Source organism: Nocardia sp. NPDC088792 (assembly GCF_044750615.1).
Classification (GTDB): domain Bacteria; phylum Actinomycetota; class Actinomycetes; order Mycobacteriales; family Mycobacteriaceae; genus Nocardia.
Genome location: NZ_JBIVKC010000003.1, coordinates 1,131,797 through 1,145,349, shown reverse-complemented (window position 1 = coordinate 1,145,349; position 13,553 = coordinate 1,131,797). Strand labels below are relative to the sequence as shown.

Annotated in this window: 16 protein-coding genes; 9 read left to right on the top strand and 7 right to left on the bottom strand. The window is 65.8% G+C overall.

What is annotated here, in order from left to right:
* The first annotated feature begins 549 nt into the window (after positions 1 to 549).
* Positions 550 to 711, top strand: coding sequence for a hypothetical protein (locus ACIP5Y_RS23405; RefSeq protein WP_400352667.1), 162 nt, complete (start codon positions 550 to 552; stop codon positions 709 to 711).
* Positions 712 to 771: 60 nt separating this feature from the next.
* Positions 772 to 1,032, top strand: coding sequence for a hypothetical protein (locus tag ACIP5Y_RS23400; RefSeq protein WP_400352665.1), 261 nt, complete (start codon positions 772 to 774; stop codon positions 1,030 to 1,032).
* Between the two features lie 41 nt (positions 1,033 to 1,073).
* Here ACIP5Y_RS23400 and ACIP5Y_RS23395 read toward each other — a convergent pair whose 3' ends face one another.
* Positions 1,074 to 1,580, bottom strand: a complete 507-nt coding sequence (locus ACIP5Y_RS23395) for a hypothetical protein (protein ID WP_400352663.1) — start codon at positions 1,578 to 1,580, stop codon at positions 1,074 to 1,076.
* A 580-nt stretch (positions 1,581 to 2,160) separates the two neighbouring features.
* Between ACIP5Y_RS23395 and ACIP5Y_RS23390 the strand changes: the two genes are divergently transcribed.
* Both ACIP5Y_RS23390 and ACIP5Y_RS23385 read left to right on the top strand, forming a co-directional pair.
* Positions 2,161 to 2,505 carry a hypothetical protein gene (locus ACIP5Y_RS23390; protein ID WP_400352661.1) on the top strand — a complete coding sequence of 115 codons (345 nt, stop codon included), beginning with the start codon at positions 2,161 to 2,163 and terminating at the stop codon, positions 2,503 to 2,505.
* Entirely contained in the window at positions 2,465 to 2,707 is a 243-nt protein-coding gene (locus ACIP5Y_RS23385) for a hypothetical protein (RefSeq protein WP_400352659.1), read from the top strand. The genes ACIP5Y_RS23390 and ACIP5Y_RS23385 overlap by 41 nt, the downstream gene beginning before the upstream one ends.
* Positions 2,708 to 2,755: 48 nt before the next feature.
* Here the strand turns inward: ACIP5Y_RS23385 and ACIP5Y_RS23380 are convergent, their stop codons facing one another.
* A complete protein-coding gene (locus ACIP5Y_RS23380; protein WP_400352658.1) occupies positions 2,756 to 2,983 on the bottom strand; it encodes an ATP-binding protein in 228 nt (75 codons plus the stop codon).
* A 132-nt stretch (positions 2,984 to 3,115) separates the two neighbouring features.
* Between ACIP5Y_RS23380 and ACIP5Y_RS23375 the strand changes: the two genes are divergently transcribed.
* Positions 3,116 to 3,616, top strand: a complete 501-nt coding sequence (locus ACIP5Y_RS23375) for a hypothetical protein (protein WP_400352656.1) — start codon at positions 3,116 to 3,118, stop codon at positions 3,614 to 3,616.
* Positions 3,617 to 3,904: 288 nt separating this feature from the next.
* On the opposite strand, the gene ACIP5Y_RS23370 is transcribed toward ACIP5Y_RS23375, so the two are convergent.
* Together ACIP5Y_RS23370 and ACIP5Y_RS23365 are read right to left on the bottom strand one after the other, a co-directional pair.
* Positions 3,905 to 4,129, bottom strand: a complete 225-nt coding sequence (locus tag ACIP5Y_RS23370) for a WhiB family transcriptional regulator (RefSeq protein ID WP_400353873.1) — start codon at positions 4,127 to 4,129, stop codon at positions 3,905 to 3,907.
* A gap of 194 nt (positions 4,130 to 4,323) precedes the next feature.
* Positions 4,324 to 8,136, bottom strand: a complete 3,813-nt coding sequence (locus tag ACIP5Y_RS23365) for a hypothetical protein (protein WP_400352655.1) — start codon at positions 8,134 to 8,136, stop codon at positions 4,324 to 4,326.
* A gap of 363 nt (positions 8,137 to 8,499) precedes the next feature.
* Here ACIP5Y_RS23365 and ACIP5Y_RS23360 point away from each other — a divergent pair, with 363 nt between their 5' ends.
* Complete coding sequence (locus ACIP5Y_RS23360; RefSeq protein ID WP_400352653.1) at positions 8,500 to 9,588, top strand: AraC family transcriptional regulator; 1,089 nt, start codon at positions 8,500 to 8,502, stop codon at positions 9,586 to 9,588.
* A gap of 26 nt (positions 9,589 to 9,614) precedes the next feature.
* Here the strand turns inward: ACIP5Y_RS23360 and ACIP5Y_RS23355 are convergent, their stop codons facing one another.
* The 3 genes from ACIP5Y_RS23355 to ACIP5Y_RS23345 form a co-directional block, all read right to left on the bottom strand.
* Positions 9,615 to 10,118, bottom strand: a complete 504-nt coding sequence (locus ACIP5Y_RS23355; RefSeq protein ID WP_400352651.1) for a LysR family transcriptional regulator — start codon at positions 10,116 to 10,118, stop codon at positions 9,615 to 9,617.
* A gap of 120 nt (positions 10,119 to 10,238) precedes the next feature.
* Entirely contained in the window at positions 10,239 to 10,895 is a 657-nt protein-coding gene (locus ACIP5Y_RS23350; RefSeq protein WP_400352649.1) for a serine protease, read from the bottom strand.
* Positions 10,896 to 10,906: 11 nt separating this feature from the next.
* On the bottom strand, positions 10,907 to 11,680 hold the full coding sequence (locus ACIP5Y_RS23345) for a DsbA family protein (protein WP_400352647.1): 774 nt from the start codon (positions 11,678 to 11,680) through the stop codon (positions 10,907 to 10,909).
* A gap of 391 nt (positions 11,681 to 12,071) precedes the next feature.
* Here ACIP5Y_RS23345 and ACIP5Y_RS23340 point away from each other — a divergent pair, with 391 nt between their 5' ends.
* The 3 genes from ACIP5Y_RS23340 (at position 12,072) to ACIP5Y_RS23330 (ending at position 13,542) form a co-directional block, all read left to right on the top strand.
* A complete protein-coding gene (locus tag ACIP5Y_RS23340) occupies positions 12,072 to 12,584 on the top strand; it encodes a hypothetical protein (RefSeq protein WP_400352645.1) in 513 nt (170 codons plus the stop codon).
* Positions 12,585 to 12,683: 99 nt separating this feature from the next.
* Positions 12,684 to 12,974 carry a hypothetical protein gene (locus ACIP5Y_RS23335; protein WP_400352644.1) on the top strand — a complete coding sequence of 97 codons (291 nt, stop codon included), beginning with the start codon at positions 12,684 to 12,686 and terminating at the stop codon, positions 12,972 to 12,974.
* Positions 12,964 to 13,542 (top strand): hypothetical protein, encoded by a 579-nt coding sequence (locus tag ACIP5Y_RS23330; protein WP_400352642.1) that lies wholly within the window; start codon positions 12,964 to 12,966, stop codon positions 13,540 to 13,542. The genes ACIP5Y_RS23335 and ACIP5Y_RS23330 overlap by 11 nt, the downstream gene beginning before the upstream one ends.
* Positions 13,543 to 13,553 lie beyond the last annotated feature (11 nt).

Here is a 13,553-nt window from a genome sequence, read left to right as displayed (position 1 = left end):
TGAGGTCCGACACATTGTTTCTCGGTATGGGGGCGTTGATCGCGGCTCTGCTGTCGCCCTTGCTCGCCGCCGGCAGTTCGGCCTTCGGTGGTCTCGTCGGGCCCGGCTGATCCAGCAGGGGCGGCGGTTTCGGCAAAGGCGGTTGCCGGGCTTGCGATTTGCCGCTGTCGAGGATCACAAGATTTTCCAATCGGCGATTCGCGGCGACCGCAGATTACATTGGCAACCCATCAATAGTCGTTCTGGCGGCACTACGTATGGACTCGGCAGGAGACGCATGAGACATAACACGTCGGCCGCTGTCGCGGCTCTGATCGGTGCTGTCGCGCTCGCGACTGCGACGGTGCCCGCGTAAGCCGCTCCCGCCGACGCGCCCGGAACGATCGCCGAAGTTACCGAATTGGCTGTCGGCCAGCGGATTCCCGGCAGCGCCGAGGCCGAGCGCGTGGTATATCGGACCCGGGACTCGCTCGGCCGTCCGGCACTGTCCTCGGGTGCGCTGTTCGTCCCAGAAGGGACGCCACCGGCAGGTGGGTGGCCGGTGGTGGCGTGGGAACACGGCACCACCGGCCGCGCGGACACGTGCGCGCCCTGGACTACCGTGGCGCGGTGGCGGTGGCACCCGCCGCCGCCATCACCGACCTGATACGGCTGCTCCGCCCCGAGATCCCCGACCTACTGCAGGCGCCGGCGAAAACCTACATCAGCTAACTACTGGGCGGTCTGCGGACCGCACGTCCGGGCTTCGATCTCGACTCCTATCTCACCCCGTTGGGGCGCCGCATCGTCGCCGAGGGTGAACAGCTCTGCTACGACGACCTGACCGCACGGCTCGACAACATCCCGATAGGCGCCTTGATCGCCAAACCCTTCACCGAAGGCGATTTCGAACCCGTGGCACGCTCGGTGTTCGACGTGCCCACCGCCGGCATCCCCGTCGACCTGCGCAACTACCCCGGCTACGACCACATGCAAGCATTGGACGACACCACCGTCGACACCAACCTCTACCTCCGAAAGCTCTTCCGATAGAGGCCGACTCGGTCGTCGGATCGTGACCGGAAGGGTAGTGCTCACCAGCGTGGGCGGTGCTCGTCGCTGATCGGGCGGTAGTCCTGAAAGCTGTCGAAGAGGAGATTTTCGCTGCGGCGCATATGATCCGCGAGAGTGGCGAGCTCGGTGAGAGTCTGTTCGGACAGCCCCGCCGCGGCGCACACCAGGCTGCGCAGTGGTTGCTGCTGGAACTCCGCGGCCAGCTGCGCATCCGACCTCGGTGCCGGGCCCGCCGCACCGGGCGGATGGAGGAAGTAATCGGCGGGGACTTCGAGCGCGATTGCCAAAGCTGTCCGCAGCCGAGCGGACGGATCGGCACGGGTGCCGCTGCGGAGCTGCGCCAGATAGCCATGAGAGATGCCGTGGCCCCCGGCGGCCAGCAGTGTCGCCAGTTGCTGGCTCGGCAGCGGCTCGCCGTGCCGGACTTCCCAGGCGGCGATCGCCGTGTTCAGCAGTCTCGCGAAGGATCCCGGCGGATGGGCGGCGGCCGGAGCGCGTTGGCGAGGTGTTCTGGACGATCTTTCCATACTGGACAGTCTGTTTCGGCTCGGCGCGATTGAGGCGGAACCACATCGGATCGGCGTGGCGGGGCGCTCCGACAACACGGAGTAGTGATCTGGTCGTAGCGGGAACCGACGACTGTGTACTCGATACCGGGAACGGTGTCACCGTTCGCATTCAGCCGGGTGACGATATCGGAACCGACTGTCTGCTGAATGCCTGAGCGGCTGAACAGATATACGGAGGGGTCGAGCACGTCGAGCCCGGCGTTGGTGATGGCTCGGCCCAGGGCTGCCAGTCCGGCGCCAGCACGGCGGCGAAGCGTCCTCGGTTCGAACTCGGCCGGATCAAGAAACGAAACGGCATTCCACTCGGGTGGGGGTGATCTGCCATGCCACCAACCCGCTGGGGCAGGCCTGTTGCTCCTGGCTACCACCGGCACACTCGTTGTACAGGGCTGACATCCCTGATGCGAGCGCAGACCGGTCTCCGTCGCTGCACGAACTCGCCGGTGCCGGTTGTGCTTCGGCGGCGCCGGGCGCGACCACCGCACTCGCGAGGGCGGCGATGCCTGCGGCTATTCCTGCCAGAGTACCGAGGTATTTCATGCTGATCTCCTCGCTGCTGTGTCAACTGCACGATAATTGCGAACTCGAAAACATTGTTCCAGCAACAAAATTCATTGATAAGACTGAAATTGATAAGACTGAAGCAGCGCATCGAATCGACGCAGCGCATGGCGATCGAGTGGAAGTCGGCCGCACTTATGCCCGAAGCTCGGTTTTCGAGTATCTCGCCGAAACCTTGCGGGCGCTGCACGGCGACTTCACCGGTGGCCCAGTCGATTACCAATGGCAGAAGTACTTCGGACTCGCCCGCGTATATCGACCGCATCCATCGCGACTACGGCGTGAACATCGCGCCTGCCTGGCGGGCATCCTTCGTCCGTGACGCCGTCGACTCGGCCGGCGGCGCAGGAACGTACGGCCGACTGCTGTCCATTACCTCACCGCCGATAGCGCTGACCATATTCGGCTACAGCCTCGCACTGCAGAACCCCGCCCTGCACGACGCCACCGCGGCCGCCATCGCTACCCAGTGGTCCGCGCAGAATGCCGTTCTCGAAGGCTTGGCAGCCGCCCACGCCTTCTGACCGATACTCGCGGACCGCAGCATGCGGGGCCGACCGCCGCGGATCTCATCACTCGATGCAATCCGGCCGCGGCCGAGGTGCCACGTGCACGCGAACAGGAATCGTTGCGGTGAAGACGGTGGAATCGCCGCTTCGGCAGTAGGTGACATCGCAGCCCAGGAGCTGGGCGTTTTCCTTCGCGATGGCCAGGCCGAGACCGGCTCCGCCCGTTCGGGTTCGCGATTCGGTGCTCATAGGGCGATGTCGAGGGCCGGACGCCTCGGGAAGTCCGCTCAAACACCCGTTACGTCCACGAAAGCCCGCTATATAAAAGGTTCTGTCTCAATAATATGGCAACTCTGTAGCAAAATTGTCCGACCTCATGTCGAGGTCCGCAGCCAGCATCTGTCGAGAGGTGGTGCCGTTACGATGCGAGTCGTCGATCTGGATATGGAACGGCCGGCGGATTGGGTCGTGCGGATGCTGCCCGCCGCCGCGTTGCGGGGCGCCGGTATGGCCGGCGAGGCTGCGCGGCTCGTCCGGCGGCCGCCGGTGACGGGATGTGCGCTGGCCGGCCGGGGTGGGCTCGAACGACACCGAAAGGTGCTGGCGAACACCATCGAAGCGGTGGCCGCGAACGCACGAATGTGTGGGCCGGGCATGGAGGCGTGGCGACCGAGCTGGCAGATAGAGGCACAGGTTTACGCCGAAATAGGTTCAGCATGTATGGATCTGGCGTTCCAGGTCGAGCATATGCTGCTCGCCGGCGGCAGGGATGATGGGCAGCTGGCGATACGGCTGGTGCACATGGCCTTTGCTCTGGGCGGGTTCCGGGGGGCCGGCAGCGTTGCTGCGGAAGTCAGGCGCAGCTACCACGAGCTGTTCGACGCCCTGGTGCTCGAGGGCCGAGGCCGGTTGATGTCGGCGTGACCTGAGCGCCGGGGCGCAGTCGACCGCACGCGGGGTGCGTGCGGACAGCTTGCGGCAGGGCACGGTCGCGCAATAGCGGCACCTTCGAGGCCTCCCGCGCCCCCGCAGCGGCCCGCGAGCACATCGAAACCTCCCGCACCCCCGCCGTGCCTCGACGCGAACGGTCACGGACCCGACAATGCGGTGCCGTGCCCGCCGGGCCTCGAAACCACATATCAAGACCGGCAGCAATCGGGCCGCATCCGATACCGCCCGACCGCGGCCACGCCGCAAGGCTCGAAACTCGAGCTAAGAAGGGTGGTTTCCGTAGCGCCGCCGTTCACGTGCGGTCATACCACCCCATACGCCGAAGCGCTGATCATTGGCCAGAGCGTACTGGAGGCACTCGTCTCGCACGTTGCAGGACAGGCACATTCGCTTCGCGGCCCGAGGGGAGCTGCCCTTGCCGGGGAAGAACGATTCCGGATCGGTCTGGGCGCAGACAGCGTACTGGTGCCAGAGTTCGGAACGGATTGCATGCGATTCGGAAAACGAATTCTTGTCAGCTGCTTGCATATTCGGGTCAACACTTTCGGTAGAGAGTTGATCGGAGTGCAGGATGCGATGAACCTACAGCGATAGCTATCTGTTGGCAATCTGAAGATCTACCTTTGTTGAATCAAATATCCGCCGCTGTACCAAGTTCCTTGTCTGATCAATTCTCTCGATCAATGGGGGCATAGTTCGATACGTGGATCCAACTCGGACGCCTCGGCCCGGTCTCCATTGCCGGGGCCCGCCAGCGAAGTCCGGCAGAGTTGGGCCGCCACCTCGGCCGGGTCGGTGGTCCATCGTTCCGAGGCGAGATCGGAGATGCCGAGGACGCGACTCTCCTCCGTTCCATCGAAGCGCACGAACCAGCGCGAGCCGAGGTTGACGGAAATCGATCGGCCGAGCGGCCGTAGCCGGGTGGGGTCGCTGACGTCCCAGAGCCGGACGGACTGATCCACGCCCGCGGACACCAGCCGGTGACCGGTGCGATCGAGCGCCAGGTCGAGCACCGATGCGGTGTCGACCACCGCCGTGGTCGCCGGAAGACCGGCGGCAGCCTTGTCCAGATCCCAGCTGCGAAGAGATTCGTCATCGCCCGCGCTGAACAGGTGCCGCCCGTCAGCGGCGAAGAGCAGGCTCGAAACCGGGCCCTGATGCCCGGTGAGCCGTGCCCGCACGACCGGTTTGCGGCGATCGCTGATATCCCACAGGTAGATGGTGGCGTCCCCGGCTCCGGTCGCGGCCATCCTCCCGTCCGGTGAGATCGCGAGCGACCGGAACGAACGCTTGGCACCCGCCGATGCGGCGCCCAGCGGCTGCGGTGCGGCCGCGTCGCTCACATCCCACATCCGAATCGAATAGTCGTCATCGCCGGTGACGAGCACTCTGCTGTCAGGCGTGAACGCCATGCGCGTGAAGTACTGGGTGCGGGTGGTCAGCGGAGTCCCGAGTGGCGTCGGGCGGGTGGGGTCGGTCAGACTCCACAGTTGCACGGCGCCCCCCGCCGAATCGGCCGTGGCGAGCACTGAGCCGTCAGGCCGGATCTGCACCACGACACCGTGATACGGCCCCACCGCCGCCTGTACGTCGGCGGCGGGCACAACATCCTCCCGACCCACCGCCCAGGTCTGAAAATGGCCGTCCCCGCCACCGGTCACCATCAACGAACCCGCGGCGTCGAGCTCCACCGAGGTGAACTGCGCCGGCGTCGCCACCGGAATGTCGGCGACCGGCCGGGTCCAGACGCGTACTCGCCCATCGTCTCCGGCGGAAATCAGATGAACGTCGGTCGTCAACCCCAGGCTCGAGATCGCACCGCGGTTACCGCCGACCGGTCGTCCGAACGGCTGGAAGCCGAAATCCGTTTGCTGCCAGAGACAGACCGTCCCATCAGCACTGCCGGACGCCATTTGACCGGCAGGGCCGAACAGCAGCGCATTGACGGCGGCGCTGTGCACGGTCTGCGGCAATCCGAAATCCTTGGGCGCCGCCGGATCCGTGAGCGACCACATCCGCACCGTCCCCTCCTCAGTCCCCGCCACCAGACGACTGTCCGGTCCCAGCGCCAGGGATTTCACCGCGGCAATCGTGGTAAGGGGTCCGCCGAGAGGGCGGAGGCGGTCCGGCTCGGCGATACTCCAGATCCGGATGGTGTGGTCATCACTTCCACTGGCCACCAACGACCCGTCAATGCTCACCGCCACCGCGTTGATCGCATCGGCATGAGCCGCGACCTGATCACTGATCCGAGGGGCCGCCGGATTCGTCACATCGACCAGCGTCAGCTGCCCGTCCGCGCCCGCCGCGACGACCGACCGCCCGTCCAGCGTGTACACGATCGAGAGCACCGCGTCCGGGGTCCCCACGACACCCAGCGGCCGAGGCGCTTTCGCATCCCGGATGTCCCAGAGCCGGACCGTCTTGTCATAACCCGCGCTGGCGAGAATGCCGCCGTCCGGAGCGAACGCGACCGAAGTCACCGCACGCTGATGACCGGACAAGCCGGCACCCAGCGCCGTGGGTTGACCACCGCCGGACAGCGCCCACAGGCGAACGAGCCCGTCGTCGCCGGCGCTGGCTACCATCCGGCGGGCCGAGTGATACGCGAGCCCGTAGATCTTTCCGGCATGCCGCTCCGCCGACGGGATGATCACCGGATAGACCTGGGTGGTCACCAGGCGCGCCCGGGTTTCCGGGTCGTCCGGCCGGATTCGATAGGCTGCCAAGGCCATTCGCTCCGACTCCGGCGGATCGAAGTTCTCGATGCGCTGGGATTCGTGGATCAGCGCCGCGACCTGGGCATCGGTCCGCTCGCGTTGGATCGCGCGATGCTGCGTGGTCGCCAGCACCGCCGCCAGCAACGCCACGACGCACAGCAGCGCCGCGGCCGACCGCAAAGCGCGGCGCCGAGACGACATGCGGCGCTGGTGCCGAATCGATTCCGCGACGAACTCCTGGGCGATACGGTTGATCGACCCCCCATCGCCGGTCACCACGTCGACGGTCTCCAACCGCCTCGCGTCATAGAGCATCGACTGAGGCTTGCCGTCCGCGAACCAGGTCCGTGCGTCATCCTCGATGCGATGGCGGGCCGGGCCGAATTCCTTTTCCTCCGCGACCCATTCGGCCATCCGCGGCCACACTCGCGGCACCGCCTCGTGCAGCAACTCGACCTCGTCGTCCTGCACCACGACCAGACGGGCGTCGACGAGCAGGGCGAACACCTCCTCGGCCAGACCCGGATCGGTGGATTCGTCGACCATGACCTGGAGAGGCACCCGATTCCGGGTCACCGACCGCGGGCCGACCACGGTCAGCGTCATGAGAATCGAGCGGGCGAAGCCCTGCTGTTCGGGCGTGAGGCGGCTCCACGCCTGCTCGGCGGTTGTCGCGACCGAACCCGCCATCCCACCTGCTGCCCGATAAGCCTCCAGCGTGAGCGTGCGGCCGCGGCGGCGGCCCCAGGTGGCGTCGAGGACATGGGACAGCAGCGGCAGCAACGCCGCCTTACCGTCCTCGGAAGTCGCGGCATCCAGATCGCGAAGCACGATGTCGATCAGCGCGGGCTCGACCTTCAGACCGCACGCGTGCGCCGGACCGACGATCACCTCGCGCAGCTCTTCCTCGGTCATCGCGCCGACGATGACCGAGGAGCGCTTGATCGCCTCGGCCAGCAGCGGGTACTGAATGACGTCATTGAAGAAATCGGAACGGATCGCCATCACCGCGGTGACCTTCCGTTCCGCCCCGGGTGCGGTGAGCTGCTGCAATTCGTCGATGAAGGTCCGGCGGCCCGCGCTGTCCGTGCACAGCGTGAACAGCTCTTCGCCCTGATCGAGCAGCAACAGCACGTCAGCGTCGGTGGGCGTACGGTCGATCGCGGCCCGCAGCGCCTGATCCGGCCGCGAGCCGGGGCTCGTGAGCACGGGCGTTCGACCCTCGGCATGCGCCGCCAGCCCGGCGGCGAGCAGTGACGACTTCCCCGCACCGGAGACCCCGACCACCAGCACCAGCCTCGGCAGGCCACCGTCCTCCTCCACCGCGGCGATCGTCTCCGCGACCGCGTCGCGGGCGCTGTCGCGACCGAAGAACAGGTCGGTGTCCTCGGCGCGATACGGGGACAACCCCCGGTACGGGGGATGACTCGGCTCGCGCACGCGCAGGGCGGAGATCCCGGGATCGTTCTTCGCCTGCCTCCAGGCAATCCGCCAGCGACCGAGGTCGAGCAGACTCTTGTCGAAACTCTCAGGGTGCGGAAGGGACTTGGCGTCACCGATCAGGACGGTGAGCACCGGAAGCACGGACTCGAAGGTGGCGGGCACGGTCCGGCCGCGCCGCCAGTCGCTGTACCGCTGCCCTGTGACCGGGATCGCACCCGGGACGCCGCGTGAATTAGCGCGGCGCACAACCGATTTGATGACAGGCGAGCCGGCGAGTTCGGACAGCGCGGTCAGCCGCTCGGCGAAACGCTCACGCGCACCTGCTACCACGTGCAGACTCCTGGAAGATCCGGCGAGCTGGCTCGAACGGTTACTCCGGCAACACCACAGAACCGAAGGTAGCAGGTCCGGAACGACGATCGAGCGAATTTACGGCATACCACACACCGTGTGGCTGTGGCGGTGGAGTGTCCCAGGTCATAGGCGTGGGGTGTACCCCTATCCGCCGAATCGTGCGGCGGCGCGAACGTCAACCGATTTTCAGTAACAATCCAGTTAATCCGTTCCGGTCCGGATTATTGGACCGGACGATCTACCTGCATCGACGCTGAATGTGCCGCAACAGCGCTTGGTTGCCAACCGCCTACGGGAAAGAATTACTTCCATTCGGCAGCAATGTTAGGAGTCGTCCGAATGGACATTTTCGATCCCGAGTTCAGCGCGGCCACCGTCCCACCGACGATCCTGGTTCGCCTCTGCGACGTCGCGACCGAACGCGGCGTGGACACCGAGCCATGGTTCCTCGGTAGCGGAGTTTCGCCCACACAGCTCGACGAATCGGAGGCGCGGGTGTCGTATCGGCAGGCGACGGCAATCCTGCGCCGCGCTCTACGGGCAATGCCGGAGGGGCCGATCGGCCTCGCTGTCGGCTCGCGCAATGCCGTGGTCGGATTCGGTATGGTCGGATTCGCGATGCGGTCCTCCAGAACCCTCGCGGACGCGTTAGGCCTCGGCATGGAGATGCACCGGCTGACCGGCAGCCTGGTGGACTTCGAACTGAGCCACCACGGTGAACTCAGCGCGATACGGCTCTTCGAGCGCCTGCCCGATGACGAACTCACCCGATTCCTCGCCGAAGAAGCAATGGCCGCCGTGCTCGCATTCGGTCGATCACTACTGAACACGAACATCGACCCGGTCCGGCTCCGGCTGGCATACCCGGAACCGGCCTGTGCCGCGGAATATCGCCGCTACTTTCGCTGTCCCATCGAATTCGACTGCGCGGACACCGAATTGGTCATCGCCCGTAAAGTGCTGCATCGGCCGATCCCGACCTACAGCGAGGCCAACCTGATCGTCGCGCGGGAAGCCTGCGAACGGATGCGCGGCGACGACGCGCCCCGCCACGACATCGCGGCATCGGTGGCGTCGATCCTCGGGGAGAGCCTGCGCAGATCATTGACGATGGCGGAGGTCGCCGAGCGGCTGTTCGTCACGGAACGAACTTTGCGCAGGCATCTGCAGGCCGCGGGGGAGAAGTTCAGCGATATCCGTGATCGAGTGCGGCAGCAGCGTGCGCTGTTCCTGGTACGGGAGACCACGATGACCGTCACGCAGATCGCTGCGGAGACGGGCTTCAGCGATGCCCGCGAATTCCGGCGTGCCTACGTTCGCTGGAACGGCGAGCCGCCGAGCCGCACTCGGAGTTTGGTCGGGTTGCCTTGGGACGATGCGATGGCAACACCGGAGCCCGCGGTCGTCGCCGGACGCATCGCCTCCTGACGCAAAGGCGGGCCGGCGCACCCCGATCAGATCAATGGTTGGGGTGCGCCGGCCTGCCGGGTCTGCACCCTCACCTCACGCGAAACCATCAACAGGGTGCGGGAGCCGTCGCGCAGCGTCCGGCCGGCCCGAGTGAGCGCTACTCGCCGCGTCGTCCGCTCGAAAAGCGTGACACCGAGCTCCTTTTCGAGGCGTCGCACCGAGGTGCTCAGTGCCTGTTGCGTGATGTGTAGTTTGCGGGCCGCGCGGGTGAAGCTCAGCTGTTCGGCCACCTCGAGGAACTGTGCCAGCCGATAGAGATTGAGTGGTTCTTGGGTCGGCGGTAGCTGACTCGATTCCATTGCGTGACCTTTCTTGCGTCCCCGATCGGGGTACTGCAGTGCTGCTTCGACTTGCTTTGCGGCGGAACGCACTTGAAGGATGACGCCCGTAATTGCCGAGAGAATGCTCAGGACCAGCAGCGACTGCCAGGCACCGTTGGCCGGCCGGACCAGCGGACCACCGGTAACTCGTAGTTCGCTGATTGTCATGGCCGCAGCCTATTTCGGCGATATACCACCAAGGTAGGGGATTGCTGGCCGAAAGGGTGCGCTCTCCGGACTACCCGCCCGCTCCCGGCATCGGTTTCCGGGCTGGGGCAGATTTCCGGTCTAGATCGGTCGGAAGCCGGAGCCGATCCCGCCCCGCGCGTTCAGATCGCCCATGATCGCCGACATGTTCGTTCCCACCTCGGGGCCGGCGCAGGGGACGCCCAGATAGGCGTTCACCATGCCGACGAGTGTGGACCCGACCACCACCGGAGCACCGGAATCGCCTTCCACCACGCACATCTGGGTCCACGTCTCCGTCGTGACGCCGAAGACGTCACCCCAGGTGACCCCGCAGGTGTTGCCGGTGGTCCGTCCCTCCTTGCATGCCACCGCCGGGAAGGCCGGCGGCGCTCCGATCCCGCTGATGGTGACGCCACCGACGCGGGAGACGGGGACGATCGCCGCCGGATCGAATTCGATGATCGCGTAATCGAGATCGGCATTGCTGACGGCGATACGCCCGATCCGCCCGGCCCCGCGATCGGCCTCGGCGGAGATCGACGCGCCCGCACCCCCGCAGTGTCCCGCCGTCATTCCGACCAATCGGCCTTGGGCGTCGTGCCCGACCGAGGTGACGGTACACAGCGATCGGTCGTCGATGACGATGCCCGAGCCACCTCCGATCACCGGCGGACCCGGTTGCGCGTTGCCGATTCCAGCACCGGAACCGAGTACGAGTGCGCACAGGGCGCCGATGGCGGCTGCGGCGATTTTCATGGGTTTGACGGTCATTTCACTTCCGATTTCGGGTTGGATTGCTCGACTTGCCTGGCTGTGGCGGCACGAACGGCCGCGTCGATCCCCTCCGGGGTCAGGTTGGTGACCGGTGAGGTGCCGATCCGCACGGCCGGAGCATGCGTCAGTTTGGCCGCGATCGCCTTCTCGGTCTGATTCGCCACATACGCGCGATAGCGATGGGTCGTCACACAATCGGTGAGCTGAGGTGTGGGGGTGATGCCGATGCGGGCGGCGAGGTCGATCAGGTCCTGATCGCTCGGCCCCGGCGAGCCTTCGGCCGGAACCTGATTCAGCAGTTCTCGTCGCCACACCGGCCATTTGCCGATATCCGCCGCGGCAACGCAGGCGCCGGCATTGGCCGCACGGCTGGAGTACGCGGTGGTCGAGCTGCGGTCGCGAATCGCTACCAGGTCGTAGTCGACGCTGACCGCATTCTTCGCGACCAGCGCGTCCAGGGCGGGGCCCGTGGCCGACTCGAACGACCGGCACAGCGGGCACTGCGGGTCCTCGACGACCGTGACGACCACCTTCGCATCCGGGCTTCCGACTCGGACCAGGCCGTCCTTGGTCATGGTGGACGGACCCGCGACTGCGGTGGCCGCCTCGGCGGCGGCCCGGTCGCGATCCTCGATGCGGACCACGAGGCCGAAAACGATCGCGGCGGTCAATATCAGCAGGACGGCCGCGCTCGACAGGCGGCCGGCAAGGCCGACACGCCCCAGCTGATCTGCCCTGGGGAGCCGGACCTTCCGGGTTTTACGCATGGGTGGTGTCTCTCCGACGTGATGGGCCTCGAGGCCGCAAGGTTCCTCGACGAGTGCGAGTAACCGCAAGCTAGCAAACAGTTGGCAACCAGGCAATAAGCCATATATGTCAAGTGCCCGCTGGAGAATGTTGCGTAACAAAATTCCGGTCCGGGAACTTTGGATCGGGTATTTTACCTGCGCTTATGCCTGTAAGTGGGAGTAACTGTCATTGACTCACATCATCCAGCGCCGGACCATACAGCGCGTAGGCAATCGATCAGTTACTAGCTGGTCGATACGGGGGTATCCGGGTTTCGACCGCAATGCGCACATCCGACGCACGACCTCGGATCGACCGTCGTGCGCAGACCTCGGCTCGAAGTCCCATGACAGAGAGAAAGAAATCGGCATGAGTGATCAAGCAACCCTGCACCTCGAGTACCTGTACGGACCGCAATGGCAGAACGTGATCGCCATCGTCGAACGGGCGGCGCAGCTGACCGCCGAGGAACGTGAGCGCCTGAACGCGGCTGCGGCCGGGGGCGTGGAGACGCAGCTGAAGAACCTGCAGAACGCTATGGGCAATGGGGGCGGCCTATCCGGTCTGTCCGGACTCCTGTCCGGCCTCGGTCAGCAGACCGCGCCGCAGGCGCCGCAGATCGCCGCCCAGGTCGCCAAGGAGTTCGGCCGCTTACGCAACACCCAGGTCGCGACGAGTGTCGTCAGCCAGGCGTTGTCACCCGGCGCCGGCGCCGGAGACGTGGCGGGCATCCTGCAGTCGCTCGGTTCCATCGGCGCTGTCAGCGCGGTCGCGCAGGCAGTGACCGCAGCGGTGCTCGGTGATCTGGTCGGCCGCGGTGACTTCACACAGAGTGTCTACGACGAGCTGATGCGGTCATGGCAGGAGAGCATCCAAGCCTGACCGCAAGCACGGGTGGCCTGTTCCTACGCGGGCTGCCCGGATTCCGGACTGCATTTTTCTCTGAAGGACTTCTCGTTTCTCTGAAGGATTCTTCGAACAATGAGCATCACAAGCCGGCAGGGCCAATTCCCCGCCAATGGTTCGGCGCCGTCATTCACCGACATGACCGACCTCGGTTCCACCGAGGTCAGTTTCGGGTATCACCAGGAGGATGTCGCCGAGGGGCAGGCCGCTGTAGAACACAACAAGGCCGAACGACGTGGTCCGATCGGCTGGTGGAACAGGCACAAGCTGCTGACCATGGGCGTAAGTGCCGCGGTCGCAGCCAATCTGGCGTTCCTGCCCATGGTGCAGAATGCGGCACTGGTGGTGCTCGGACATGTCCTATAGGCGCGACCACGCGAAATGGCGGCTGATCGGATCGGGCGGAACAGTGCTCCTCGCGGTGCTGCTCACGGCCTGCGGCGGCAATGACGCAGGCTCGCAGGCGTCGACAACGAGCGCCGATTCCGCGGATTGCGCGAGCGGGGCGGCCGTGACCAGCAATCTTCAGCCGGCAATTCGGCAACTCACCGACAGTCTGAACGCCGTCGGGCCCGCCTCGGAACGCAACGATCGCGAAGCGGTACTCGCGCAAATCGACGGCGCCCGTCGATCCGCCGACCAGATCAGCGCCGGGCTCGGTGCGGCGGCAGGCGCGATGACGGCAACCTCGCTGATTCGAACCGAGTTTCAGAATGCCTCCGCATCCGGGGCCGGGTTGCGCGACTCCCTCGACCAGTTGCGCGCCGTGGTAGTCGGTGGCCCTGCACAAGGCGATCCCTCGGCGCAACTCCAGAATTCGGTGGCGTCCTTCAACGCCTCGGTGGAACGACTGTCCCTGGCCTGCTCGGCCAACTTCTCCGGCTCGACCGTGGAACCCACCACCACTGTCGCCCCCACTCGGACGACGAGATAGGTGACGGTAGG